Genomic DNA, 23483 nt, shown 5'->3' on the forward strand with positions numbered 1-23483 from the left:
GATCGATAAGGTCTCACCAGCCCGACGACGCAGCACCGCGAAATGCAAGGCGAGAACGGCGACGGGCTCGGGGGGAGTGGTCATGGCCGGGGTTGTACCGGAGTGGAGCGCGGCGGACGTCGCCGGTGAACGGCGCCAACTGATCAACATCGCCTACCGGTTGCTCGGCACGCTGGCCGAGGCCGAGGACGCCGTGCAGGAGGCGTACGCCCGCTGGTACGCGCGGCCGCGGAGCCAACGGGAGGCGATCGTCTCCCCCGGTGCCTGGCTGACGACGGTGACCGGGCGCATCTGTCTGGACGTGCTCGGCTCGGCCCGGGCCCGGCGCGAACGCTATGTCGGCGCCTGGCTGCCCGAGCCGCTGCCCGACCGCGGGGAGTGGGCCGGCGGGGCCGGTGGTGACGCCACCGACCCCGCCGACCGGATCACGCTGGACGAGTCGGTGACCATGGCCTTCCTCGTCGTCCTGGAATCGATGACGCCCGCCGAGCGGGTCGCCTTCGTGCTGCACGACGTGTTCCGTTACTCCTTCCCCGAGATCGCCGGGATCGTCGGCCGTACCCCGGGCGCCTGCCGGGAGCTGGCGAGTTCGGCCCGGCGGCGGGTACGTGCCGAGCGCGCCCCGGTGGGCGCGGCGGCGGCACGGGCCGGGGTGGTGCGATACGTGAAGGAGGCGTGGGAGGCGAAGGACATCACGGCTCTCGTCGGCATCCTGGACCCCGACGCCGTGATGACCGCCGACGGCGGCGGCCTGGTCGGCACCGTGCTGCGCCCGGTCGAGGGCGGCGCGCTCATCGCCCAGTACATGATCGCGATCGCCGACAAGGCGCCGGGGCTGCGGCTCCTGGAACGTACGGTGGCCGGTGCGCCCGGACTGGTCGCCCAGCACGCGGGCATCACCGCCACCGTGGCCGCGTTCGACGTCCGCGACGGCCGCGCCACCCGGATCTGGGTGGTCCGCAACCCGGAGAAGCTGCGCCTGTGGACGCCGGGCGGGTGAACGTCCTCACCAGCGCAGAGCCGTGAAGTCGACCGGCCGGGGCCGCAGAAGCCCGGTACGTTCCGCCAGCGCCTCCAGCCGCCGGGACATCTCGTCGGCGTCCAGCCGGCACCGGTCGCCGTGCCCCGGCAGCACCCACTCGAACCGCAGCTTCCCCGCCGTCCGCGCCAGCGAGGCGGCCAGTTCCTCGATGGAGTACCAGGTCACGCTCTCCGCGACTTCGAGGTCCTCGGTCGTGCGCGACCAGTAGAAGCTGTCGCCGCTGAAGCAGTACCGGTCGTCGGCCAGGTACAGCACGCTCCCCCGGGTGTGACCGGGCAGCGGATGCGCGGTGACGCCCTCGCCGATCTCCACCGGGTCGAGCCCCCGGATCACCTGGTCCGCGTCCGGGACCGCGTCGAGGTCGCCCTCGTGGATCCACAGCCTGGCCCCGAAGTGGTCGGCGTAGCGGCGCCCGTGCGCGACGTGGTCGCGGTGGGTGAGCAGTACGTCGGTGACGGGTCCGGTGGCCGCCACGTACCGCTCGGCGAGTCCGGGGCTCCAGCGCGGGGTGTCGATCATCATGGCCGTGCCGGACGGCCGCCGGAGCAGATAGGAGTTGGCACCGGCGGTGTGCGTGGAGTTGTGCCCGCACACCAGCACACCGTCGTCCAGTGCCATCGGGAACGGGTCGAGCGAGGGGTCCGGCTGTCCGGACGCCGGCCGGATCGAGCGGGTGTGGCAGGCGAAGGCGGCGGCGTGTAAGCGCCGGTTCTCCGAATCGTCGTCCGGCTGCCGCAGGATCCGCGACGCCCCTTCCTCCTCGATGATCAGCTCGGGTGCGAACTGTCGGGCGACGTCGCAGTTGGTGCAGCGGTCGTCCACGTACCAGCCGTCCACGGCAGGGCTCCTTCATTTCCACGGGAAACGACCCGTCGAGGGCCGCAGTTCCAGGGATAGCCCACGCACGACCGGAACCGGTAGACCGCGCCGATCTTGTATCTCGGCCCCCGGGTCTATCTCGCCGACATGCCGCACCCCGCCCCCACCGACACCTCGAACTCGCACCACACCACCTTGCCGGGGTTCCGCTCCCCCACCCCCCACTTGTCGGCGAGCGCCGCCACCAGCAGCAGCCCACGGCCCCCTTCCTCGTCGGAGGCCGCCCAGGAATCCGCGACCCGGACCTCCCCGTCGCCACTGTCGTGGACCTCGATGCGCAAGGTCCCGTCGGCCGGCTCCAGGCGGATCCGGAGGCGGAACCCACGGCCGGGCGGGACGCCGTGCAGCAGGGCATTGGTGACGAGTTCGCTCACGCAGAGCAACACGTCGTCGATCCGGGCCTCGCACGCCCAGTCGACGAGAGCATCCCGCACGAACTGTCGTACGAGCGGGACGGACCGGCGTTCGCGACGGTGGAACACCTCGCGGAAGTGGGGGAGTCGGGTTGTCTCGTTCACGCTTCCAACGTCACACATAGTCACTACGTTTGAGCAGCGCGTGGAGTCGTACATCTCCGTTGTACGACTCCTGACGGGTCATTCGAGGTTCGTGACGGGGAGAGGCAGTTCATGCAACCGGCAAAGATGAAGAGCAAGCGGATCACGTCCTGGCACCTGATCGGCGCCCAGTTGGCGATGTTCCGCAAGGCGGCCCGACTGACCCAGGCGGCCCTGGCCGAGCGGTGCTCGGTGGGCGACGACACGATCGCGTCGATCGAGCAGGGGCGCCGAGCACTGCAATGGGACTTCGCGGCCCAACTGGACGAACTACTGGAAACCAAGGGGGCGTTGCAGGTCGCGGTGTCGAAGGTGCCGCAGAAGGAACGGTTCACGGCGTTCGTTCAGGACTTCGTGGACTACGAGCAGGAGGCGGTGACGCTGCTCTCGTACGAGAATCAGGTGGTGCCGGGGCTGCTCCAGACCGAGGAGTACGCCCGGTTCATCTTCTCCTGCCTCTACCCGCCACTGGAGGAGGACGAGCGGGAGGAGTGGGTAGCAGACCGGCTCGATCGGCAGAAGCTCCTCAACCGCAAACCCCGCCCCATGCTCCACTTCCTGCTGGAGGAGAGCATTCTGCGCAGCCAGATCGGCGACCCCGCCGTTCTGCGGGAGCAGATCCGGCATCTGCGCCAGTGCATGGAACTCCCTTTCTTGGGGCTCCAGATCATGCCGATGAAACTCCCGAAGCATGCCGGGCTGTCGGGGCCGATGGTGCTGCTGGAAACCCCCGATCACGACCACCTGGTCTACGTGGAGGGGCAGCTGACCAGCTACCTGCACGACGACCCCGCCGTCGTCAGTGTGCTCCAGCAGAAATGTGGGATGCTGCGTTCGCAGGCGCTTTCCGTCGAGGCGAGCGCACGCCTACTGGACGAACTGCTTGGAGAGACATGACCCACGCACGTACCACCACCCTCGCCTGGTTCAAGTCCAGCTACAGCAGCGACCAGGGCGGCAACTGCCTCGAAGTCGCCTACGACTGGCGCAAGTCGAGCTACAGCGGCAGCCAGGGCGGCGACTGCGTAGAGGTGGCCGACCACCCCGCCGCCGTGCACATCCGTGACTCCAAGGTGACGGACGGCCCCGTCCTCACCGTTCCCCCCACCGCCTGGACCGCGTTCCTGAACGCCACGGTCTGACCCCTTTACGGCCCGGGACGCCGGGCCACAACCTTCACCGCATGACGTCGAGTTGTGAAGACTTCCCGTTTCTGAGAGCGCTCTCAGTCATAAGTATTGACGCCGGATGCGGCCCTCACGAGAGTGGTTGACCCCCCACAAACCTCGGGAGTCCTCTCGTGATTTCGCGCAGACTGTTCCTGACGGGCGGCGCCGCCGCCACCGCGACCGCCCTCACCTACCCGGCCTGGGGCAGCGCCCTGAGCCCGAGCGCCTCCGCCGCCCCTGCAACCTGTGAACTCGCCCTGGAGAACCGTTCGTTGCCGGGCAGGGTCAACGCCTACGTCACCGGCCATGAGCAGGGCACCGACCGCTGGGTACTGCTGCGGGCCGACGGCAGCGTCTACCACCCCGACTCCCCCGCCGCACCGCAGACCCCACTGCCTGTCGACTGCGCCATCCCCCTGAACCCGGCGGGTGGGGCTCCGGTGGTCCTCACGCTCCCCCAGATGTACGGCGCCCGTGTCTACTTCGTACGCGACGACACGCTTACGTTCTATCTCAACCCGGGCCCCGCCCTGGTCGAGCCGGCGTTCGCGACGTCCACCGACGCCAACTACGGCCGCACGTGGTCCTTCTGCGAGTTCACCTTCAACCCGCAACAGCTGTACGCGAACATCAGCTACGTCGACCTGGTCACCGCGCTGCCGATCGGCCTGACCCTGGCCGGGGACGCGACGCACACCGTGGCGCCGCTCCCGGACGGCGCGGTGCAGCGGATCGCGGACGGCCTCACCGCCCAGGCGGCCGCCGACGGCCAGCCGTGGGACAAGCTGGTGATCCGCGGCGCGGACGGCAACGTACTGCGGGTGATCTCGCCGCAGAACCTGATGGCGCCGTTCTTCGACCGACCGGACGAGATGCCGTTCCGGGACGTGTTCACGTCGTACATCGACCGGGTCTGGGAGAAGTACCGCTCCACCGACCTGCGCATCGACCTCCAGGGCGGCCGGGGAGTGCGCACCGGCAGGGTGAACGGCGACGTCCTGACCTTCGAGGGCGGCCACACCTTCACCAAGCCCGTCTCCAAGGACGTCTTCACCTGCAACCACGGCCCGTTCGCCAACAACCCGGGCGACCCGGACGACAAGAAGGCCCTCCTGGCCCGCCTGGCCTCCGGCTTCAACCGCTCCCTGATGCTCACCCACCCCGACCAGCCGAACGGCACCTCGACCGCCGACTACTACCAGGACCCGGCCACCAACCACTGGTCCCGCGTCGTCCACGCCAACACCCCGATCGGCTACGCCTTCCCCTACGACGACGTCCGCCCCGACGGCGAACCCGACGTCTCGGGCGCCGCCAACGACGGCAACCCGCGCCGCTTCACGGTGACCGTGGGGGCCTGAGCCACCCCCTTCCCGGGGCCGCCCGCCATTGCGACGCGGCGGGCGGCCCGGACAGCTGGCAGCGCTTGAAAGTCGAGCGGTCGAGCGCCTGGCCCTTCGACTACCGCCGACTCGCCGTCCGGTACGAGCGAAGGGAAGGTGCGCGTTCAGCCGACCGCTCTCGTGCCCAAGTGATGAACGGGGCGAAGATCCCACTGTCCTCTGCCGCTGCCAGCAGGCCCTCCATCTCCCCGGCCGTTCCGTCGTCGACCCTGAGCACGATCTCGCACATGGTGAGCTCGCGAAGCCGCACCAGCCCAGATGTGGGGTTTCGGTCCTCAGCGGTCGCCGCGTTCGAACGCACCAGCCATGCAGGGGACTTGACAGGCATTGTCGGCCACCGAGAGCAGAGCGCCCACCATCGGGGGTGCCCGATGAGAGCGGCAAAACCAGGTCGACCAGGCGGGAGCTCAGCGAGCGGCCCCGCCGTAGCCGAAGATGATGAGAAACAGAGCCGCGCAGGGCACGACGGACCCGCCGAGCAGCGCCAGCGCCGCCGGGACCGCCGCTGTCAGTCGCCTCTTGCCCTTGCGCCGACCCGAGCGAAACACCACACAGGCCAGGCCGGGCGGCAGTGCCACGAGGGCGAGGCAGATCACCGGCACCAAGAACCGGCTGAACGCGGTGGTGTCGGTGTCGGTGATCAGATACCAGGCGTTCGTACCGAAGAACACTGTCGCGCCGGCCAGCAGGTAGAACGCGAGGCCCAACACCACGGCGACGGTCACTCCTTCCGTCAGCCGCTCGGCCCACGCATGCTCCCGGCGCGCTTCCGCTGTCCCTCTGTCCTCCATGCCCATCCCCTCTCAGTTACCGCAGTTCGGTGTCGCCGCGCCGGCGCTTCGTTCCAGTGGTCCACCGCCTGGAAGTGATGGCGAGCCAAGTAGAGGGGTACCTCGCATCGGGGTCACGAGGCGCAGACCATGGACAGATAGACCCGCACTTCATCGGTGCGCAGCTGCTGGATCAGGACCGTGACGTCGTTGTCGCATCCGTCGACCCTGTTTGTGTAACTTGCCCTTTCGATCTGCGCTCCCTGCGGAACCTTCTGCCAGTCCTGTTCCACTTCCGATGAATCGGTCTTGAAGAACTTCAGCTCCACGGGCGACGATCCGCGGAGGAAGGCATCCAAACCCTCGCGGTTGGTGTCGAACTGCAACTCACCGATGGAGCCCGACCACTGTTCCTGGCCGCAATAGCGCAGATTCGCCGCATCGGCCGGTATTGCGAGTCCGTACGTCCGCCGGATCTCCTCAATGCCCTGCCCGTCGGTACAGCCCTTGTACAGCCGCGAGTCACCCTTCCCCGGGGCCGCCCCGCTTCCCTCCACATGAGCGGCACCACAGCCCCCGCACGACAATGCGAGGAGCCCCGGCACCACAAGCCCGAGCGCCACTCTGCGCCTGCTATGACGCTTTTTCATGTTGTCCCATCCCCCATCGCCCCACTCGAACTTCGGCACCGTAGCGGACCCGCATCGAGAACCGCAGAGTCCGGGCGCCGCCTCCCGCCGGCAGGCTGCCGCCACCGCCTGTGCCGAGTGGACCCGCGTGTACGCTGCCCGGAATCCGGACCGTCCCCGATGAACGGATCGACCACGTGCACGTTGAATTCACCGGCCGCGTCATCGAGTGGCGGGGGCCTTCGCCGTTCTACTTCGCCGCCGTTCCCGCCGAACAGGCCGCCGACATCCGCGAGGTGGCCGCGCTGGCCACGTACGGCTGGGGCGCGGTCCCCGTGGACGCGCGCATCGGCGAGACCTCCTTCACCACGTCGCTCTTTCCCAAGGACGGCGGATATCTGCTGCCGTTGAAGAACGCGGTCCGCAAGCCGCAGGGTCTCTCGGCCGGTGACGAGGTGACCGTGGCCATGACCGTTCAGCTGTAGCCGTCGCACGGCCCGCCCCTCCCCGAGGTCAGACGGGCGGCATCAGGTCGCTCTCGCTGACGGTGTATGCCAACTGGGGGTAGACGAAGTCCGTTTCGTTGTTCTCACAGCGCCTCAGCCGGTAGAACTCGCGTTTCTGCTCATCGTCGGCCGGCACGAGGCGCGCACCCTGTGGGAGGTATGCCTGTCCGTCGCGGAACCGGATGAAGGTCTTCGACGTCCGGAACGTCACGCCCAACCACTGGTTGTCCGGCGTCCCGGCAGGCGCGTCCCATACGATCTTGTGTCGGAGTCGCCGATTCGATTCGACGGAGAACACGACGATGCCGTTGTGGGCGAGGGGGATCTCGAACTTCTTCCCTTCCGGCTCCTTCGATTCGAAGATGAGCTTCCTCGTCGGGCCCGCTTCGGGGTATTGGTAGCAGGAGAAGACGGCGATATAGGACTCGTCGGCCAGATCGAGGGCCTGGTCGGAATGGCCGCCCATGGTTCTGTAGGCGTTCGTGTAGCTCTCGATGAGAGCGTTGTTGAAGCCGACCGGAAGCGCCGCACGTTCTTGGATCCGGCGCGCCAGCCGTTCGTGCACCGCCCGGAAACGCTGCGCCGGACTGCTGTACCGGCTGGTGGTACGTACGAGCGGCACACCGTCCGTCTCGTCGGCCCTGGTGAGTACGGCGCCTCGCCGTCCTTTTCCCATGTCTTCCAGACGGGCCGACGCGGACAGCTCCGCAAAGAGATTCTCCTCGGGCGGCAGGGCATACGAGAGGATCTCGTCCGAGAGCCTAGACGCGGGGGGCAACGTAGTCCCCCGAGTTCATGCTGAAGAGGAATTCGTCGCCGTAGTCGATGAAGGACGAGGTCCTGTTCTCCTCGGCGTACCGCCTGCGCAGCTCGTCCATGCCCTCCGGTGTGGGCGGCCCCAGCTCCACCGGTTCTCCGCCCCCGGCCGCCTTGAGGTATGTCCGGCCGTCCTTGTGAACGGCTTCGGCGCTCGAACAGCGCACCACGTATCCCAGGCGGGTCGGGAGCAGTTCGGCGTCCAGCGACGAGGGCCGGATCTCGTGCGTGTACAGGCGGTTGGTGGACAGCGGCATGAGGAACACGGAGCCGGGGTGGAGAGTCAGGGTGAACTGCGCGGGCAGTGCGACCCCGTCGCGTTCCGCGGTCGGGTCCTTCAGGCGGAAGTGGAGTCTGGTCAGCCCGCTGGTGCCCTTCACACCGTGGTCGAAGGCGTCTTCGGCCAGGGGGCGCAGCTTGTCGAGCCGGTCGTAGAAGGTGCAGAAGGCCATGATGCCGTTGGCGGGCATGTCCTTGGTCTTGTCGGCATGGGCCGAGATCCTGGCCTTGGACTGCTTGCGCCCGGCCGTGGCAAGGGTGTTGTGGTAGATCTGGGCGAGAACGTGGTTCAGCGGCGCCTGGTTCCGGAAGACTGCGGCGGCCTCGCGGTTCAGCTCCTCGACGATGCCCGTGTCGGTCGGGCGGAAGCTCTCGGTCGGCCCGGAGAGATTCGTGGAGCACCGGAGCAGGCGGAAATGCAGCTCGTCACCGTTCTGGGTGACGGGCGTCAGATAGATTCCGCTGCGACGGGCCGTTCCGGGCTTGGTGGACTCCGTCAGGGACTGGAACGCGTGCTCCGCACTGATCCGTCCGAAGTGATCGGCGTCGAGGCCGAAGAAGCGGCGGTAGTACACGCCGACGCCGTGTACGCGGAGGGGAACCCGGCCGAGGCCGACGAGGGTCCAGGGGGCGTCGTCGTCCTCCTCGTAACCGTGCGACAGCTCCCGGACCACGAACACCCGGGCCGCCGCCCTCAGTTGGCCGACGTCGATCCCGGACAGATCGCCGCACAGGTAGACGGTCCGCTGTGCGAGGTCGGTCGAACCGGAGGCAAGGTCCTCCGGCGTGATCGTGGACCCGAAGAAGTCCCTGACCACCTCATGGTCCCGCAACGCCGAAGGCGCGACCAGGAGGTTGCCCGCATCCTCGATGCGGGCCTCCGCCGACTCCGTCGTGTACATCAACCCGCACCTTCCATTCGCACCGTTCGCATTCCGGGACGCGGACCCGCGGAGCAGCCCTCTCCTCAGCGCTCCCGCGTGTACGTCACGATCCACGCGACGGTGAGAACGACTCCGAGCACCCCCACGCCGAAGATGCCGGCGGACTTCCAGATCCCCTCCCCGGCCACCGCGGCGCGCACCCCGCCGGCGAGCCCGCCGACGGCCATGGCGACGCCGAGGACGAACGCCCGTGATCCCCGGGGGCTCAGCCAGTGCCACAGGCTGGGACGGCGGCGGCCGGGCGGCGGCGGGCCTGCGGAGTGCGTCACCGATACCTCACCTTTCCGGGTTCTCCCGGGGCAACCACGCGGGTGTCACTGAGTTCCTTCTTCGACGGGGTGTAGTAGAAGTCGACTCCCGTCGCCACCACGGCGACCGGAGCGCCGAATATCTTGCCGCCGAACTTGCCGATCGAGTTCATGAACGTGGGGCGGTGGTGTTTCCCCTTCACGTCGCTCAGGATCGATCCCTTCTCCAGGTGCTTGCTGGCCTCGCCGGCGGCGTAGGCGGGTGTGCCGCCGATGAATCCCTGTATCGCGCCGTTGACGTCGCCGTGCAGGAGCGCCTCGCCGCCGCCCATCCAGGACCGGTAGCTGAGGAACTCGGCAATGGGCTTGATGGTTCCGCTGCCCCACTTCTTGGGGGGCTCGTACTCCGTCTTGTCCAGCTTCGTCCGCTGTTCCTGCACCATGCCCGTCTTCGCGTCCTTCAGCGAGCCGTAGTGCATGGTGCTGAACTCGTGCGGGTCCTTGGTGAGATCTCTCAGTCCCCAGGCGCAGAGCGCGTCGGCGTCGACCGCGCGCTGGAGAATGGCCTCCAGTCGATCGACGAGTGCGTCGACGTCACCCTGGGCCGCGCTGGAGCCCTCCGGGTGCGTGATGACGCCGTCCGGGTCGATCTTGAGGCCGTGCGGCGGGTTCTCGTAGATCGTTTCGAGATCGGCCTTGGCTCGCGTCAACTCACCGTAGGCGTCCTTGAGGATGTTGACGATGCTCTCGGCCTGGATCACCGCGTCGGTGAACTCGGCCGCCGTCCTCGTGACGAACGGCTTGGTGACGGAGGCGTTCTCGCCCTTCCAGACCGTCCCTTGCGCATAGGTGCTCATGTCCCCCGCGTCCTTGGCGAGTTCCTTGAGTTTTTTGACCATGGCGACCCAGTCGTCGATCGCCGAATCGAGCGGCTTGGTCTTCAGGTTGAGAAGCTGCTGGAAAACCAGCACCGTGCACCTCGCCTGGGTGGGGAATGAAGGGCAGTGAGCAGGAGGGGAAGGAGAGGTGGGATCAGATGATGGGGCCCTCGGGCTTCGGGATCGAGGGCTTGGTGTCCTCTTCGGGGACGTCGTAGTAGTCGGCGATCCTGGACGCGCTCACCTGGGCGGCGACCCACTCGTCGTCCTTCTTCTTCGACGCCTTCGAGAAGTCGAGGTGGTTGGAGATGTGCGCGCAGGCGTCGGCCAGCGTCCCGACCTGCTTGTCCCAGGCCTTGGATGCGGCGGTCAGTGCCTTGCCCATCTCGAACCCGTCCGACGCCAGGCTCGTACCGGCGGCCTCGGTGGTGGTCCGGGCGTGCTTGCCGTCGGCCTTCAGGTTGTTGTGCAGGCGGTAGGCGAAATGGCCGATCTTGCCGAGCTCGTCGTCGTGGACGACGAGGTCCCCGCCGGACGGCCCCGCGCCCGGGCCCTCGTCCGGCACGCTGTTCAGCTGCATGCGGGCGGCCGCGTCCGCCTTGAGACCGGCCCACTCCTCTTCGAAGGACATGCACCCTCCTGGTGATCGCGACGGCTGGTCAGCCCGGTTCGTGGCCTCGGCAGTTGACCATGCTAATCCGTCACGCGTTCGGGTCGACGGGGTGCCCCCGTCCGCCGGAAAGCAGAGCGGGGTGCCCCGGTCCGGCGGACCGGGGCACCCCGTGCGGGCCGACGTGCGCGGAGGTCAGCAGCCGCCGCAGTTGTAGAACGTCACGTCCCAGTGGTTGCCCTCGTCGGCGTAGACGTTGCCGGAGCCCGCCTGGTACTGGGGAGCGCCGTCACCGCGTACGCCGATGTAGGTGAAGACGTTGTGGACGTAGTTGGTGAGGCAGGTCGACTTGGCGAAGTCGAGCTTGTAGCCGTTCCAGTGCGAGTAGGTGCCGCTGGCGTGACCGGTCTCGGTGCCGCCGGTGATGTTCAGCGCGCAGCCCGTGGCGCCCTTGAGGGTCTGGGCGCCCTGGGCGGTGGCCAGGTTGAGCTGGTCGAACGAGGTGCAGGTGGCGACGTTGCGGTTGGAGCAGCCGCCGGAGGACGACCAGGTGACTCCGGAGGAGCTGAACCGGGCGGTGGCCTCGGCGTGCGTGAGCTTGGTGGCGGCGTGGGCCTGGGGGGCGCCACCACCGAGGACACCGACGCCCGGAGCGAAGAGAACGCCCAGAACGAGGGCGAACGCGGTCAGGACGGGGCGCAGTCTCATATGGGACAGCATGGGGGGACTCCTCCTGCTCATGACAAGTAAGGGTATGCAGATACTGCCCGAGTTCTACGCGCGTCCGCCAGAGGGGGACGGCAACGGCCGGCAGTAATTGCGGCCACGTTCGACCGGCGTTCACAACACCGCCGGCTTAGATGTTGAACATTGAACTAGATGGCGCTACAGTCATTCTCGTTGAAGGTTAAACAACTACTTCGACCCCGCTCGACCACGTCCCCCGAGGAGGAGCCATGGCTCTGTTCAACCGCAAGAACAACAACGCCCCGTCCGCCACCGCGACCATCGCCCCCGCCGTGGACCCGGCCCTGGCCGCCCTCACCGGCGAGTACGCGATCGACCCGGCGCACAGCAGCATCGGCTTCACCGTGCGCCACGCGATGGTCACCAATGTGCGCGGCTCCTTCGGCGAGCACGAGGGCACGCTGAAGCTGGACGGCTCCGACCCGGCGAACTCCACCGCGTCCCTCGACGTCCGGATCGCCAGCATCGACACCGGCATCGCCGACCGCGACGGCCACCTGGTCAGCGGCGACTTCTTCGACGCCGAGAAGTTCCCGCTCATGACGTTTCGCTCCACGCACGCCGAGCAGCTCGGCGGCGACACGTACCGCGTCACCGGCGACCTCACCATCAAGGACGTCACTCGTCCGCTCTCCATCGACCTGGAGTTCAACGGCTCCGCCACCGACGTCTACGGCAACGAGCGGGTCGGCTTCGAGGGCAGCGCCGACATCCTGCGCTCCGACTGGGGCCTGACCTGGAACGCGGCGCTGGAGACCGGCGGCGTGATGGTCAGCGACAAGGTCAAGCTCGGCTTCGACATCTCCGCGATCAAGTCCGCCGCGGCCCAGGCCTGACGCCTTACGCCGCCCACGCCCGAACCCGAGCGCGCCCGCCCTCTCCTCCCCCCGCCGGGGAGGGAGGCGGGCGCTCGGCGTTCCGGGGCGGGCCCGGTCGGCGTCAGGCGCGGCGGGCGGCGACCGCGCGGTTCACGTCGTCGGTGATCAGGTCCGCGTTGATCGCGGCGGCGGCCTGCACCCCGGCGGCGGCCGCCGCGATCACCTGACCCTTCGGGTCGGCCACGTTGCCGGCCACCCAGATGCCGGGCACCTCCGTCGCCCCGGCCGCGTCGGCCTCGACGTACGTCCCGATCACCTCACCGGCCATCTTCAGCTCGGCGGCGTGCAGCCCCAGGCCCGCGAGCATGTCCGCGCGGGCGGTGAAGCGGGGCTGTACGACCACGGCCTCGCACGCGATGCTCCGGCCTTCCGCCAGCCGCACCCCGGTCAGCCGGTCGTCCGTCACGTCCAGGCCGGCCACCTCGCCGTCGACCACGGCGATGCCACGGGCGGCCAGCTGCTCGTACTCCTCCTCGGCGAACTCGGGACCGGTGTGGCGGAAGAGGGTGATGTTCTCGCTCCACTGGCGCCACAGCAGCGCCTGGTGCACGGCCAGCGGTCCGGTCGACAGGACGCCGATCGGGCGCGAGGCGACCTCCCGGCCGTGGCAGTACGGACAGTGCAGGACCTCGCGCCCCCACCGCTCGGCCACGCCCGGCACCGGGGGAAGCCCGTCGACCAGGCCGGTGGTCACCAGAAGCCGGCGTGCCACGACGACGGCCCCGTCCTCCCGTACGACACGGAATCCCGCACCGTCGGGCAGCCGCTCGGCGGACACCACGGCGCCCCGGACGACCTCACCCCCGTAACGGGCCACCTCTTCCCGGCCGGTGGCCAGCAGCTCGGAGGGCGGGACGCCGTCGTGTCCCAGGTAGCCGTGCATGTGCGTGGCCGGGGCGTTGCGCGGGTGTCCCGCGTCGATCACCAGCACCCTGCGCCGCGCCCTGGCCAGGGTCACGGCTCCGCTCAGTCCGGCGGCCCCGCCACCGACCACCACCACGTCGTAGGGGCGGTCCGCACCGCCGTTCGCCTCCCGGTCGCCGGTCACCCCACCGGTCGTGCCGCTGATCGCGCCGCCTGACGCGTCGCCGGTCACCTCGCCGATCACGTCGCCGGTCGTACCGCTGGTCGTGTCGCTCATGAGGAGCACCTCTCTTTCGCCTTCTCCTGAGAGGGTCCGCGACCTGGCGCGAATTCAGCAAACATCATTGCCGGAGTGGCAAAATCATGTGGGAGGTGGTGCTAGAAGCCGTTCAGCTGCGGCTCGCCCGCCTCGGACTCGCCGACCGTCTGCTCCGACCAGATGACCTTGCCCGTCTCGGTGTAACGGGTCCCCCAGCGCTCGGCGAACTGGGCGACGAGGAACAGGCCCCGGCCGCCCTCGTCGGTCGTCGCCGCGTAGCGCAGATGCGGGGAGGTGCTGCTGCTGTCGGAGACCTCGCAGATCAGATTGCGGTCGTACAGCAGGCGGACCTCGATGGGCGCCGTGCCGTAGCGCACCGCGTTGGTGACCAGTTCGCTCAGGATCAGCTCGGTGGCGAAGGCCTCCTCCTCCAGGCCCCGGTCGGTGAGCCACTGGGCGACGTTCTTGCGGACCCCGGCGACGGCCGCCGGGTCGGTGGCCACCGCCCACTGTGCGACCTGCTCGGGATCGAGCGTGCGGGTGCGGGCCACGAGCAGCGCGACGTCGTCGTTGGGCCGCTCGTGCAGCAGCGCGTCGAGCACGTCGTCGCAGGTCTCCTCCGGTGTCCGGTCGCGGCCGGCGAGGGAGTCGCGCAGCAGGGCGAGGCCGACGTCGATGTCCCGGCCCCGGCGCTCCACGAGCCCGTCCGTGTAGAGGACCAGCCGGCTCCCCTCGGGTACGTGGAACTCGGCCGCCTCGAAGGGCATGCCGCCGATGCCGAGCGGGAGTCCGGTCGGGACCTCGGGGAACTCGACCGTGCCGTCCGGCAGGACCAGCACGGGCCCGGGGTGGCCGGCCCGGGCCACCGCGCAGTTCCCGGAGACCGCGTCGTAGATCGCGTACAGGCAGGTGGCTCCGGCGATCTCCGCGTCGTCGTCGGCCTCGTCCCGGTCGATCCGGCTGACCAGTTCGTCGAGGTGCCCGAGGAGCTCGTCGGGGGCGGGATCCAGCGAGGAGAAGTTGTGGACGCTGGTGCGCAGCCGCCCCATGGTGGCCGCGGCGTGCAGCCCGTGACCGACCACGTCGCCGACGACCAGGGCCACCCGGGCGCCGGACAGCGGGATCACGTCGAACCAGTCACCGCCCACCCCTTCGTACGCGGGGAGATAGCGGTAGGCGACGTCGAGGGCGTTCTGCTCGGGCAGGCCGCGCGGCAGCAGGCTGCGCTGCAGGGTCACGGCCAGGGCGTGCTCCCGCGTGTAGCGGCGGGCGTTGTCCACGCCGACCGCGCCCCGGGCCACCAGTTCCTCGGCGAAGGAGAGATCGTCGTCGTCGAACGGCTCCGAATCGCCCGAGCGCCAGAAGTTGGCCATGCCCAGCACCGTGCCGCGGGCGTGCATCGGCACCGACACCAGCGAGTGGAACCCCTGCCGCCTGAGCCGCTCGGCCACGTCGGGGTCCCAGTTGCGCCAGCCCAGCCTCACGAAGTCGCCCTGCAGATCGGCGTCGTCGCTGTGCACCCGCATGGCCCGGGTCCTGGTGGGGACGAAGCCCACCAGATGGCCGATCGGATACAGCGGGTGGTCCGGGCGGACCGCCGCGACCGCGGTGCGGCGCATCTCCAGGGTGCCGCCGTCCGGCGTCACCGGCTCGTCCCCGCGCAGTACGGGGTCGGCGAGGTCGACCGTCGCGGCGTCGGCGAATCCGGGGATCGCCACTTCCGCCAGCTCCTCGGCCGTGCGGGTCACATCGAGGGTGGTGCCGATCCGGGCGCCCGCCTCGTACAGGAGCAGCAGCCGTTCGGTGGCGTACTCCGCCTGTCCCGTGACCGCGCGGAGTTCGGTGGTGTCCCGCAGGGTCACCACGGTGCCGGGCGGTCCGCCGTTCGTGTCGGTCGGGCGGAGGTTGACGGCCAGCAACCGGTTGCCGGCCCGCAGCACCTCGTCCGTGACGGTCCGGCCGGAGACCAGCAGTTCCGCGGTGCTCCGGTCCAGCCCGAGGTCCGCCACGGCCCGGCCCTCGGCGTCCTGCGGCAGGTCGAGGAGCCTGCGGGCCTCGTCGTTGGCGAGGGTCAGCCGCCGGTCGGCCTCGACGATGAGGACGCCCTCGCGGACCGCGTGCAGCACCGCGTCGTGGTGCTCGTACATCCGGGTCATCTCGGCGGCCCCGAGGCCGTGGGTCTGGCGGCGCAGCCGCCTGCTCAGGAGTGCCGCGCCGCCCGCGGTGAGTGCCAGGGCGACCGCCGCGGCGCCGACGGCGAGCGGGATGGAGCGGTCCGCGACGCTGTTGATCGACTGGACGGTGATCCCCACCGCGACCAGTCCGGCGACCGAGCCGTCCGACCGGGGCACGGGCACGACCGAGTTGACGGCGGGCCCGTGCGTACCGGTGAAGGTCCAGGTGTACGCGTGCCCGGCCAGCGCCTCCTCGTACCGGCCGGTCAGGTGCCTGCCGATCAGCGCGGGGTCGGGGTCGGTGTAGCGGATGCCCTGCTGGCCCGCCAGGACGATGTAGTCGGTATCGGTCAGCCTGCGGATCTCCTCGGCACGCGGCTGGAGGATCGCGCTGGGGTTCCTGCTGTCCAGCGCGGCGGCGGTGCCGGGCGCGTTGGCGAAGGTCTCGGCGACGCTGAGGGTGCGGTCGCGGGCGTCGGCCATGCTGTCGTGGCGGCCCTGCACCACCAGCGCGACGGCACCACCCGCGACGAGCAGCAGCACGAGGCCGAGGACGAAGACGAAGACCTGGCCGGCCACGGTGCGCGTGTCGAGCAGGGAGCGCAGTTCGCGGCCCGGGGAACGGTCGCTCGGGTCCCGGCCGGGCGGCGCGGGCGCCTGTTGGTTCGGGCCTTCGCCATCGTGCCGATGTGATCGCCGGACGGTGCGTCGCAGCCGCGCCCGGAATCGGCCGATACCAGACATAACTTAAGGTCTAGCATGAATCGCACCTGTCCGAGCGGTCGGCGGCCGGCGGCTCAGAACCCGCCCCCGTCGAAGCCACCGCCGCCCCCGAAGTCGCCTCCACCGCCGAAGCCTCCGCCGTCGAAGCCACCGCCGTCGAAGCCCGAGGAGTCGAAGTCGGCTCCGGAGAAGTCGCCGCCGCTCCAGTCCCCGCCGGTGCCGAAGTCTGCGCCGCCGTACTCCGCCGCGTAGGCGGGGCTCGACAGCATGGAGCCGAGCAGCGTGCCGACGAGCAGGCCGGGGAGCAGGCCGCCGCCGAAGTAGCCGCCCGCCCACGGACCGTAGGCCGGGCCCGCCTCCCAGTACGGGCGGCGGCCCTCGGCGGTGTCGACGGTGCGGCTGAGCGGTTCCTCGCCGGCGCGCAGCCGGACCTCGTCGGCCGCGCAGACCGGGACCTCGCGTGCCGTGCCGCCGGACGGGGACCAGCGGACGTCGGCGACCGAGGGGCCGTGGCGCGGGTCGAAGAAGCACGGCGGGCGGCGGGCCGGCAGTTCACCGCCGGTCCGGCGGGCGTCGAGGACCGCGAGGGAGAAGCGGCCGTCCTCCAGGGCCTGGGTGACCCCGCGCACGTCGGACGGATGGCGGGCGGCCGCCATGCGGGACTTCGCGGTCTCGTACGAGTCGAGCGCCCGCTCGTAGTCCGCGCGCATGACGTCGTCGGCGCCCGCCTCGGCGGGATGGAAGTCGAGCCGGTCCAGGGTTTCGCCGTACGCGGTGATGTCCTCGTCCACGACGACCCGCAGCTTGTCGAGCGCGGCCCGTTCCCCGGCCTCCTTCCGCTTCCGGTTGCGGCGCACGATCGTGTAGGCCGTGCCGCCGCCCAGCACCAGGAGCGCGCCGACCGTGATCAGCCCGACGGCGGAGGACGATCCGCCGCCGGGCGGGCCGCCCCAGGAGGCGGGGGCGCTGCCCCGGGCCTGTTCCACGGCCCGGTCGACGAAGGTGTTGAGCTGGGTCGCGGCGTCGGTGTCCGCGCCGGGCGTCTTCACCGCGGCGGTGAGGTTGTGGACCGCCCGGGTGGACATCACCTGCGGGTCGGCGCCCGCGTCGAAGCCGTTGCCGAGGCGGACCGCGTAGACACCGGTGATCCCGGTGTCGGTGCGCAGGGTGGTCAGCAGGGTCTTCGCGGGAAAGGCGGAGGTCTGCGGCAGCACGGCCACGAAGACGGGCTTGCCGGCGTCCTTGATCTTCTTCGTCAGGGCGGCGGCCTGGCCCGGTGACAGCTGGCCGGACGCCGCCGGGTCGACGTACACCGGGCTCCTGCGCAGGGCCTGTGCGACCTCGTCGACGGTGCTCGCCCCGGTCGACGAGGTCGCGCCCGGGGCCATACCGAGGACGGCCGCCGCCAGGATCAGCAGCAGGCCGGCCAGCAACGTCGGGAACAGCCTGTTCCGCATACTTCGAAGTTAACCCGAACGAGTGATGCGTGCCCCGCGAGAGCCGGGCGCGAGAGCCGGGCGCGAACGGCGGTGGGGGCAGCGGCCGCGCTCAGCCGCCCCGGGTGAGGCGGATGGTGTCGCGGTACCACTTGGCGCTGTCCTTCGGCGTCCGTTCCTGCGTCTCGTAGTCGACGCGGACGATGCCGAACCGCTTGTCGTAGCCGTAGGACCACTCGAAGTTGTCCATCAGCGACCAGGCGAAGTAGCCCCGGACGTCGGCCCCGGCGGCGCGGGCCGCGGCGACGGCGGCGATGTGGTCGGCGAGATAGGCGGTGCGGTCGGCGTCGTGGACCTGTCCGTCCGTGTCGACGGTGTCGTCGAACGCGGCGCCGTTCTCGGTGACCACCGTCGGGACGCCATAGTCCCGCTCCAGGCCCACCAGCAGGTCGGTGAGGGCGGTGGGGGTGATCTCCCAGTCCATCGCGGTACGCGGCAGATCGCGCTCCACGCCACGGGTGACGGGCAGCCCTTCGGCGTCCACCGGGGAGCCGTCCTCCGTGACGCCGGAGAAGAGCGCGCCGCGGTAGAAGTTGACGCCGAGGACATCGATGGGAGTGGCGATGGCGGCCAGGTCGCCCTCCTGGACCGGGAGCACGGCGTCGCGCAGCGCGAGGTCGGCGACGACATCCTCGGGGTAGCCGCCCCCGACCAGCGGGTCCAGATAGAGGCGGCGGCCCATTCCGTCGGCGCGGCGGCAGGCCTCGGCGTCCTCGGGGCTGCCGGTCTCGGGGGTGGCGGTGCCGAGGTTGAGCGTGATGCCGAGTTCGAGTTCGTTGCCCCGGTCCGCGGCCGCCCGGCGGATGTGCCGCGCGGCGAGGCCGTGGCCGAGGAGCAGATGGTGGACGGCCCTGATCGCGTCGCCGAAGTCCTGCCGCCCGGGCGCCTGGTTGCCGTACGCGTAGCCGAGCATGGCCGAGCACCACGGCTCGTTCAGCGTCGTCCAGTGCTTCACCCGGTCACCGAGCGCGTCGTAGGCGAGCGCGGCGTACTCGGCGAAGCGGTGGGCGGTGTCACGGGCCGGCCAGCCGCCGGCGTCCTCCAGCTCCTGCGGGAGGTCCCAGTGGTAGAGGGTGACCCAGGGAGTGACGCCTACGGCCTCCAGCTCGTCGAGCAGCCGCTTGTAGAAGTCCAGCCCCTTCGCGTTGGCCGGGCCGCGCCCGCCCGGCTGGATGCGCGGCCAGGCGAGCGAGAAGCGGTACGTGTCGACGCCCAGGTCCGCGATCAGCCGCACGTCCTCGGGCATCCGGTGGTAGTGGTCGCAGGCCACATCGCCGTTCTCGCCGCGGACGACCATGCCGGGCACCCTGCAGTAGGTGTCCCAGATGGACGGGGTCCGGCCGTCCTCGGCGGCGGCCCCCTCGATCTGGTACGCGGCGGTGGCGACGCCCCAGCGGAAATCGGCGGGCAGGCCGGGGACGGCACGGGCGGCGAGTTCGCGGGCCTGGGCGTGGGTCTGGGAGGTGACGGGGTTCATGGGTCTCCTGTGGTGGGCGTGGTCGCTACGGGCGGGGTACGGCGGTCGCCGGGGCCGGCCGGTGGAGCCAGCAGGCCACCGTGCGCGACGCGTCCCCGTCCGGTGCGGCGAGCACCGGGACGTGGCCGGCGCAGGCGTCGAGCGCCTTGCCGCAGCGGGGGTGGAAGGCGCAGCCGGCCGGCATCGCGGACAGGTGCGGGGGCGAGCCGGGGATGCCGGTCAGTTCGCGGCGGGCGCCGTGCAGGGCGGGGAAGGAGTGCAGCAGCCCGTCGCTGTAGGGGTGGTGGGGGTCGCGGTAGATCGCTTCGGCCCGCGCCTCCTCGACGATCCGGCCGCCGTACATGATCGCGATCCGGTCCGAGAACTCGATCAGCAGCGAGATGTCATGGGTGATGAAGAGGACCGAGAACCCCAGCTCCTCGCGCAGTCTGACCAGTTGGCTCAGGATCTGGCGCTGCATGACGACGTCCAGGGCCGTCGTGGGTTCGTCCATGATGACGATCTCGGGCTCCAGCGCGAGCGCCATCGCGATCATCACGCGCTGGCGCATCCCGCCGGAGAGCTGGTGCGGGTAGGCGGCGAGCCGGTCGGCGGAGATGCCGACGAGTGCCAGCAACTCCCTTGCCCGTGCGGTCCGTTCGGGCCGCTTCATCCCCGGACGGTGGGCCCGCAGTACGTCGGTGAGCTGGCTGTGGACCGTGTGCACCGGATTGAGCGAGTTCATCGCGCCCTGGAACACGATCGACAGCTCCTGCCAGCGGAAGGCCCTCAGCCCGGCGGCCGACAGGGCCAGCAGATCGAGCGCCTCGCCGCCCCGCCGGTGGTAGTGGACCTCGCCGCCGGTGATCACCCCGGGCGGCGGGAGCAGCCGGGTGACGGCGTACGCGAGGGTCGACTTGCCGGACCCGGACTCGCCCGCCAGGCCCAGCACCTCGCCCCGGTGCAGGGTGAGGTCGATGTCGCGCAGCGCGTGCACGGCGTCGACCCCGGTCCCGTAGTCCACGTTCAGCCCGCGGACGGTGAGGACGGGCTCGCTCATGAGCGGGTCTCCTTCTCAGAGGTGCCGGGACGCGCCACCGGGGTGAAGCCGACCCGCATCCGGACCTTCCGGGACGCGCCGGTCTCCATGCGCAGGCGCGGGTTGACGAACTCGTCGATGCCGAAGTTGATCAGGCCGAGCGACATGCCGAGCAGGGCGATGCAGAGTCCGGCCGGGACGAACCACCACCACGCGCCCTGTGCCAGGGCCTGGTTGGACTGCGCCCAGAACAGGACGGTCCCCCAGTTCCAGTCGGAGATGTCGGCGACTCCGATGAAGGCGAGGGTGATCTCGGAGAGGATCGCGAAGACGACGGTGCCGACGAAGCCGGAGGCGATGACCGCCGTCAGGTTCGGCAGCACCTCGAAGAGGATGATCCGCCAGGTCGGTTCGCCGGTGGCGCGGGCCGCCTCGACGTAGTCCCGGCGCCGCAGCGACAGCGTCTGGGCGCGCAGCACGCGCGCGCCCCAGGCCCACGAGGTGACGGCGATGACGGCGGCGATCAGGAGGTCTCCGGCGTCGGAGACCAGACTGGCGATGATGATGATCAGCGGCAGTCCCGGGATGACCAGGAAGACATTGGAGAGCAGCGAGAGCAGTTCGTCGGCGGTGCCGCCGAGGAAGCCCGCGCTGACGCCGATCAGTACGGACAGTACCGTCGCGAGAATTCCGGCGACGAAGCCGACGACCAGGACGCCCCGGGTGCCGACGAGGATCTGCGAGAGCACGTCCTGACCGGTGTGGGTGGTGCCGAACCAGTGGGCGCCGGACGGCGGTTGGAGCAGTGCGTCGCTCATGGCGTCCGGGTCGTACGGGGCGATCCACGGCCCGATGACCGCGATCACGGCGAAGAAGGCGAGGATCCCGAGACCGACGACGGTCTTGCGCCCGCGCAGGAAGCGCAGCCGGCGCCGGCCGGGTGCCGGGGGCTCGGTCACGTCGGTCACGGCGGCCTCGGCGGCGGTGGCGGCCATCTCCTAGGCCTCCCTTCGGGTACGGGGATCGAGGGCCATGTAGATGACGTCGGCCAGGAGGTTCGCCGCGAGGACGGAGAGCGTGATGATCAGGAAGACGCCCTGCATCAGCGGGTAGTCCTTGGCGCCGACGGCCTGGAAGAGCTGGAGGCCGATGCCGGGATAGGAGAAGACCATCTCGACGAGGAGGGTGCCTCCGACGATGAAGCCGATGGAGAGGGCGAAGCCGGAGATGTTGGGCAGGATCGCGTTGCGTGCCGCGTATCCGAACATCACCCGGCGCTCGGAGAGCCCCTTGGCCTGGGCGACCATGACGTAGTCCTCCGAGGACACCGTCACCATCATGTTCCGCATTCCGAGGATCCAGCCGGCCACCGCGCTGAGCACGATGGTGAGGCCGGGCAGCACCCCGTGGTAGAGCGCGCTGGAGATGAACGGCCAGTCGAAGGCCGGGACGAGCGAGTTGTCGTAGCCGCCCGATTCGGGGAAGAGCGGCCACTTCACGGCGAACAGCGCGATGGCGATGAGCCCCAGCCAGAAATAGGGGATGGCCGAGATGAAGGTGGTGACGGGGAGCAGCCCGTCCAGCCAGGAGCCGCGCCGCCACCCGGTCAACACCCCGATGCCGGTGCCGAGCACGAAGCTGATCAGGGTGGTGAGGCCGACGAGGGCGAGCGTCCAGGGCAGTGACTGGGCGATCACCTCGCCGACCGGTGTGGGGAAGAAGGTGAAGGAGAGGCCCAGGTCGCCGTCGAGCAGATGCGACCAGTAGTCGGTGTACTGCTGCCAGAGCGACTGGTTCTTGTCGAGGCCGAAGAGCGCGGTGAGCGAATCGACGGCGCTGGTGTCGAGCCGGCCCTGGAAGCGGGCGAGCAGCGCCTGGACCGGGTCGCCCGGCATCATGCGCGGGATCAGGAAGTTGATGGTGATCGCGGCCCACGCGGTGACCAGATAGAAGGCGAGCCGTTGCAGCAGGTACTTCACTTCGCGGCTTCTTTCTGCGTGTGGTCCGCACCGCCGTCGCCGGTCGCCCGGTCCGTGCCGCCGGTTTCCCGGTCCGCGCCGCCGCCGGTTTCCCGGTCCGTGCCGCCGTCCGCGTACAGCCAGCAGGCCGCCCACTGCCCGCCTTCGAGGTCGAAGCGCGGCGGCGGTTCGGTGCGGCAGCGCTCCAGGGCCTTCGGGCAGCGGGGGTGGAAGCGGCAGCCTGCGGGCGGGGCGATCAGCGAGGGCGGTTCGCCGCTGCCGGTCTCCTCCTGTTCCGTCCCGGCGACCGCCCGGTCCGGGTCGGGCGCGGAGGCGATGAGGAGCTGGGTGTAGGGGTGGGCGGGGTGCTGGGTGACGGTCTCGCTGTCACCGCCCTCGACGATCCGGCCCGCGTACATCACCAGTGTGGTGTCGGCGAAGTAGCGGGCCGAGGCGATGTCGTGGGTGATGTAGAGGATCGCGAGGCGCATCCGGTCCTTGAGGTCCTTCAGCAGATTGAGCACGCCGAGCCGGATCGAGACGTCCAGCATGGAGACCGGTTCGTCGGCGAGCAGCACCTGGGGATCGGCGCCGAGCGCGCGGGCGATGGCCACGCGCTGGCGCTGCCCCCCGGACAGTTCGTGCGGGAACCTGTCCAGGTACTGCCGGGGCGGGGTCAGCTGGACCCGGTCCAGCAGGGCGGTCAGGCGCTCCTCCAGCTCCGCCTCGCCGCTGCCGGCCCGGCCGTGGATCCGCAGGGCCCGGGTGAGGTGGTAGCGCACGGTGTGCACCGGGTTCAGCGAGGCGAACGGGTCCTGGAAGACGATCTGGACCCGGCGTACGTAGGCGCGGAAGGACCGGCCCCGGCCGGCCTTCACCGCCGTGCCGTCCAGCCGGATCTCGCCGCCGGTCAGCGGATACAGCTGGGCGAGCAGCCGGGCGACGGTGGACTTCCCGGATCCCGACTCCCCCACCAGCGCCGTGACGGTGCCCCGGCGCAGTTCCAGCGAGACGTCGTCGACGGCGTGGACGGTCCGGCGTGTGCCCGCGAGCAGATCGCGTCCGGTGCGCCGTACCGGGAAGTGCTTGGTGACTGAGCGTGCTTCGAGCACGACGTGGTTGTGTGCGGGCTGTTTCGACATGGCCGGTCCCTGTGTCC

Annotated in this window: 24 protein-coding genes; 6 read left to right on the forward strand and 18 right to left on the reverse strand. The window is 70.1% G+C overall.

What is annotated here, in order from left to right; translation table 11 throughout:
• The first annotated feature begins 82 nt into the window (after window positions 1-82).
• The gene (gene sigJ, locus ACGF8B_RS36405) at window positions 83-1000 is read left to right on the forward strand and encodes an RNA polymerase sigma factor SigJ (protein ID WP_392746619.1); all 918 of its coding nucleotides are present in this window, start codon (window positions 83-85) and stop codon (window positions 998-1000) included.
• Window positions 1001-1006: 6 nt separating this feature from the next.
• Here sigJ and ACGF8B_RS36410 read toward each other — a convergent pair whose 3' ends face one another.
• On the reverse strand, window positions 1007-1879 hold the full coding sequence (locus tag ACGF8B_RS36410; RefSeq protein ID WP_392746620.1) for an MBL fold metallo-hydrolase: 873 nt from the start codon (window positions 1877-1879) through the stop codon (window positions 1007-1009).
• A gap of 116 nt (window positions 1880-1995) precedes the next feature.
• On the reverse strand, window positions 1996-2439 hold the full coding sequence (locus tag ACGF8B_RS36415) for an ATP-binding protein (protein ID WP_392746622.1): 444 nt from the start codon (window positions 2437-2439) through the stop codon (window positions 1996-1998).
• 111 nt (window positions 2440-2550) lie between these two features.
• Between ACGF8B_RS36415 and ACGF8B_RS36420 the strand changes: the two genes are divergently transcribed.
• The 3 genes from ACGF8B_RS36420 to ACGF8B_RS36430 all read left to right on the forward strand — a co-directional run bounded on the left by ACGF8B_RS36420 (window position 2551) and on the right by ACGF8B_RS36430 (window position 5008).
• Window positions 2551-3375, forward strand: a complete 825-nt coding sequence (locus tag ACGF8B_RS36420) for a helix-turn-helix domain-containing protein (protein ID WP_392746624.1) — start codon at window positions 2551-2553, stop codon at window positions 3373-3375.
• Window positions 3372-3620: a DUF397 domain-containing protein gene (locus ACGF8B_RS36425; protein ID WP_392746625.1), complete on the forward strand. Its 249-nt coding sequence runs from the start codon at window positions 3372-3374 to the stop codon at window positions 3618-3620. The genes ACGF8B_RS36420 and ACGF8B_RS36425 overlap by 4 nt, the downstream gene beginning before the upstream one ends.
• Before the next feature lie 158 nt (window positions 3621-3778).
• Window positions 3779-5008, forward strand: a complete 1230-nt coding sequence (locus ACGF8B_RS36430; RefSeq protein WP_392746627.1) for a glycoside hydrolase family 64 protein — start codon at window positions 3779-3781, stop codon at window positions 5006-5008.
• 449 nt (window positions 5009-5457) lie between these two features.
• On the opposite strand, the gene ACGF8B_RS36435 is transcribed toward ACGF8B_RS36430, so the two are convergent.
• Together ACGF8B_RS36435 and ACGF8B_RS36440 are read right to left on the reverse strand one after the other, a co-directional pair.
• The gene (locus ACGF8B_RS36435) at window positions 5458-5847 is read right to left on the reverse strand and encodes a hypothetical protein (protein ID WP_392746628.1); all 390 of its coding nucleotides are present in this window, start codon (window positions 5845-5847) and stop codon (window positions 5458-5460) included.
• 107 nt (window positions 5848-5954) lie between these two features.
• A complete protein-coding gene (locus tag ACGF8B_RS36440) occupies window positions 5955-6509 on the reverse strand; it encodes a hypothetical protein (protein WP_392746629.1) in 555 nt (184 codons plus the stop codon).
• A 137-nt stretch (window positions 6510-6646) separates the two neighbouring features.
• Here ACGF8B_RS36440 and ACGF8B_RS36445 point away from each other — a divergent pair, with 137 nt between their 5' ends.
• Window positions 6647-6934: a DUF1905 domain-containing protein gene (locus ACGF8B_RS36445; protein ID WP_392746631.1), complete on the forward strand. Its 288-nt coding sequence runs from the start codon at window positions 6647-6649 to the stop codon at window positions 6932-6934.
• A gap of 28 nt (window positions 6935-6962) precedes the next feature.
• Here ACGF8B_RS36445 and ACGF8B_RS36450 read toward each other — a convergent pair whose 3' ends face one another.
• The 6 genes from ACGF8B_RS36450 to ACGF8B_RS36475 form a co-directional block, all read right to left on the reverse strand.
• Window positions 6963-7733 carry an alpha-ketoglutarate-dependent dioxygenase AlkB gene (locus tag ACGF8B_RS36450; protein WP_392746632.1) on the reverse strand — a complete coding sequence of 257 codons (771 nt, stop codon included), beginning with the start codon at window positions 7731-7733 and terminating at the stop codon, window positions 6963-6965.
• Window positions 7717-8952 (reverse strand): hypothetical protein, encoded by a 1236-nt coding sequence (locus ACGF8B_RS36455; protein ID WP_392746633.1) that lies wholly within the window; start codon window positions 8950-8952, stop codon window positions 7717-7719. The genes ACGF8B_RS36450 and ACGF8B_RS36455 overlap by 17 nt, the downstream gene beginning before the upstream one ends.
• Before the next feature lie 65 nt (window positions 8953-9017).
• Window positions 9018-9263 carry a hypothetical protein gene (locus tag ACGF8B_RS36460; RefSeq protein WP_392746634.1) on the reverse strand — a complete coding sequence of 82 codons (246 nt, stop codon included), beginning with the start codon at window positions 9261-9263 and terminating at the stop codon, window positions 9018-9020.
• Window positions 9260-10213, reverse strand: a complete 954-nt coding sequence (locus tag ACGF8B_RS36465; RefSeq protein WP_392746636.1) for a hypothetical protein — start codon at window positions 10211-10213, stop codon at window positions 9260-9262. The genes ACGF8B_RS36460 and ACGF8B_RS36465 overlap by 4 nt, the downstream gene beginning before the upstream one ends.
• 61 nt (window positions 10214-10274) lie before the next feature.
• Window positions 10275-10751, reverse strand: a complete 477-nt coding sequence (locus ACGF8B_RS36470; protein WP_342283343.1) for a hypothetical protein — start codon at window positions 10749-10751, stop codon at window positions 10275-10277.
• A gap of 174 nt (window positions 10752-10925) precedes the next feature.
• On the reverse strand, window positions 10926-11450 hold the full coding sequence (locus ACGF8B_RS36475; RefSeq protein ID WP_360548719.1) for a hypothetical protein: 525 nt from the start codon (window positions 11448-11450) through the stop codon (window positions 10926-10928).
• Between the two features lie 236 nt (window positions 11451-11686).
• On the opposite strand from ACGF8B_RS36475, the gene ACGF8B_RS36480 reads away from it, so the two are divergent.
• A complete protein-coding gene (locus ACGF8B_RS36480) occupies window positions 11687-12313 on the forward strand; it encodes a YceI family protein (RefSeq protein WP_392746639.1) in 627 nt (208 codons plus the stop codon).
• A gap of 103 nt (window positions 12314-12416) precedes the next feature.
• Here ACGF8B_RS36480 and ACGF8B_RS36485 read toward each other — a convergent pair whose 3' ends face one another.
• The 8 genes from ACGF8B_RS36485 to ACGF8B_RS36520 form a co-directional block, all read right to left on the reverse strand.
• Entirely contained in the window at window positions 12417-13496 is a 1080-nt protein-coding gene (locus ACGF8B_RS36485) for an NAD(P)/FAD-dependent oxidoreductase (protein WP_392746640.1), read from the reverse strand.
• Window positions 13497-13597: 101 nt separating this feature from the next.
• Entirely contained in the window at window positions 13598-16396 is a 2799-nt protein-coding gene (locus tag ACGF8B_RS36490; RefSeq protein WP_392746642.1) for a SpoIIE family protein phosphatase, read from the reverse strand.
• Window positions 16397-16449: 53 nt separating this feature from the next.
• Entirely contained in the window at window positions 16450-17832 is a 1383-nt protein-coding gene (locus ACGF8B_RS36495; protein ID WP_392746644.1) for a hypothetical protein, read from the reverse strand.
• Window positions 17833-17923: 91 nt separating this feature from the next.
• A complete protein-coding gene (locus tag ACGF8B_RS36500) occupies window positions 17924-19348 on the reverse strand; it encodes a GH1 family beta-glucosidase (protein ID WP_392746645.1) in 1425 nt (474 codons plus the stop codon).
• Window positions 19349-19373: 25 nt separating this feature from the next.
• On the reverse strand, window positions 19374-20387 hold the full coding sequence (locus ACGF8B_RS36505) for an ABC transporter ATP-binding protein (protein ID WP_392746646.1): 1014 nt from the start codon (window positions 20385-20387) through the stop codon (window positions 19374-19376).
• A complete protein-coding gene (locus ACGF8B_RS36510; RefSeq protein ID WP_392746648.1) occupies window positions 20384-21361 on the reverse strand; it encodes an ABC transporter permease in 978 nt (325 codons plus the stop codon). The genes ACGF8B_RS36505 and ACGF8B_RS36510 overlap by 4 nt, the downstream gene beginning before the upstream one ends.
• Before the next feature lie 3 nt (window positions 21362-21364).
• Complete coding sequence (locus tag ACGF8B_RS36515) at window positions 21365-22345, reverse strand: ABC transporter permease (protein ID WP_392746650.1); 981 nt, start codon at window positions 22343-22345, stop codon at window positions 21365-21367.
• Window positions 22342-23466 carry an ABC transporter ATP-binding protein gene (locus ACGF8B_RS36520; protein ID WP_392746652.1) on the reverse strand — a complete coding sequence of 375 codons (1125 nt, stop codon included), beginning with the start codon at window positions 23464-23466 and terminating at the stop codon, window positions 22342-22344. Before ACGF8B_RS36520 ends, ACGF8B_RS36515 begins: the two co-directional genes overlap by 4 nt.
• Window positions 23467-23483: the final 17 nt, after the last annotated feature.

Source organism: Streptomyces sp. NPDC047917 (assembly GCF_043204345.1).
GTDB lineage: Bacteria > Actinomycetota > Actinomycetes > Streptomycetales > Streptomycetaceae > Streptomyces > Streptomyces sanglieri.

Bases quoted from the DNA above. Each gene is read 5' to 3' on its own strand.
- sigJ (WP_392746619.1), top strand. From the start codon at position 83: ATGGCCGGGGTTGTACCGGAGTGGAGCGCGGCGGACGTCGCCGGTGAA.
- ACGF8B_RS36420 (WP_392746624.1), top strand. From the start codon at position 2,551: ATGCAACCGGCAAAGATGAAGAGCAAGCGGATCACGTCCTGGCACCTG.
- ACGF8B_RS36425 (WP_392746625.1), top strand. From the start codon at position 3,372: ATGACCCACGCACGTACCACCACCCTCGCCTGGTTCAAGTCCAGCTAC.
- ACGF8B_RS36435 (WP_392746628.1), bottom strand. From the start codon at position 5,847: ATGGGCATGGAGGACAGAGGGACAGCGGAAGCGCGCCGGGAGCATGCG.
- ACGF8B_RS36455 (WP_392746633.1), bottom strand. From the start codon at position 8,952: ATGTACACGACGGAGTCGGCGGAGGCCCGCATCGAGGATGCGGGCAAC.
- ACGF8B_RS36470 (WP_342283343.1), bottom strand. From the start codon at position 10,751: ATGTCCTTCGAAGAGGAGTGGGCCGGTCTCAAGGCGGACGCGGCCGCC.
- ACGF8B_RS36475 (WP_360548719.1), bottom strand. From the start codon at position 11,450: ATGCTGTCCCATATGAGACTGCGCCCCGTCCTGACCGCGTTCGCCCTC.
- ACGF8B_RS36480 (WP_392746639.1), top strand. From the start codon at position 11,687: ATGGCTCTGTTCAACCGCAAGAACAACAACGCCCCGTCCGCCACCGCG.
- ACGF8B_RS36485 (WP_392746640.1), bottom strand. From the start codon at position 13,496: ATGAGCGACACGACCAGCGGTACGACCGGCGACGTGATCGGCGAGGTG.
- ACGF8B_RS36490 (WP_392746642.1), bottom strand. From the start codon at position 16,396: ATGTCTGGTATCGGCCGATTCCGGGCGCGGCTGCGACGCACCGTCCGG.
- ACGF8B_RS36495 (WP_392746644.1), bottom strand. From the start codon at position 17,832: ATGCGGAACAGGCTGTTCCCGACGTTGCTGGCCGGCCTGCTGCTGATC.
- ACGF8B_RS36500 (WP_392746645.1), bottom strand. From the start codon at position 19,348: ATGAACCCCGTCACCTCCCAGACCCACGCCCAGGCCCGCGAACTCGCC.
- ACGF8B_RS36505 (WP_392746646.1), bottom strand. From the start codon at position 20,387: ATGAGCGAGCCCGTCCTCACCGTCCGCGGGCTGAACGTGGACTACGGG.
- ACGF8B_RS36510 (WP_392746648.1), bottom strand. From the start codon at position 21,361: ATGGCCGCCACCGCCGCCGAGGCCGCCGTGACCGACGTGACCGAGCCC.
- ACGF8B_RS36520 (WP_392746652.1), bottom strand. From the start codon at position 23,466: ATGTCGAAACAGCCCGCACACAACCACGTCGTGCTCGAAGCACGCTCA.